The following is an 800-nucleotide window of genomic DNA, read 5'->3' as shown; positions in this document are numbered from 1 at the left end:
TCCTCCGGCTCGGATTATTGTAATTTATTTGTCCGGAATAGGGTAGCCTGATCACTACAGACCTAACGGCCTTTCGCAACTCCGCTCTGCTAAAAACCCGAACCTACCTCGGCCTACTCACCCCGTGCTTAGCACTCCATGGCTCGCAGCGGTTGACGCCCTTTTGACAAAATAACATCTAAATCTAAAATTAAAGTAACCTGATTTACAGATTCATTTGCAACCCGTAGACTTGCTTTTTTAAACCAAGCAAGCTTTTTCTCACCCTGCTGATGCTTAAGCGCATGCGCTTGTCGGGCAATCATCTCTTCTAGCTTTTTAATATATAAAGTTCCATTCGCAGAATCAACATCAATCTTAACCAAATCCGAAGGAGCATAACTCATATCCACTGGAATGGTTGCAAAGCCGGCATCCTTAGCATCTCGAATATGATCGTGACCATTATCAATCAATATGACATCTTTATATTCTGCCTGTAAGTCATGTGCTATTTGTTGAAGCTTTGAGGTTGTATCTTGAGTATTATTGTAATACTGAATATTCTCAGGCAACTCAATACCTAATTCAACCCTGCAAAAACTCCTCATTTCATCTTTAGTAAGCAAGCCCTCAGTAACAAATGCAATCTCGTCACCATTAGCTAAAATAGCTGCCATAATTGCAGTCATTTTTGTCTTATTTAAAAGATAAGTGACGCTGTTTTCCATTCCTTGAAAACGGCGATAAGGATGAGTGCTTGCTGTTTCAAGCATTATATTATTAGTACAAGCAGTATTATCAATCGCTGCGAGCCATGG

Annotated in this window: 1 protein-coding gene; it reads right to left on the bottom strand. The window is 40.4% G+C overall.

Annotation, left to right across the window (positions count from 1 at the left end; translation table 11 throughout):
* Positions 1-128: 128 nt before the first annotated feature.
* The coding region (locus C200_RS15900) for a hypothetical protein (RefSeq protein ID WP_033923843.1) at positions 129-800 on the bottom strand (672 nt) is incomplete at its 5' end.

Source organism: Piscirickettsia salmonis LF-89 = ATCC VR-1361, from assembly GCF_000297215.2.
Classification (GTDB): domain Bacteria; phylum Pseudomonadota; class Gammaproteobacteria; order Piscirickettsiales; family Piscirickettsiaceae; genus Piscirickettsia; species Piscirickettsia salmonis.
Note: the sequence above shows the minus strand (reverse complement) of the source record. Positions and strands in the feature narration are given on the sequence as shown.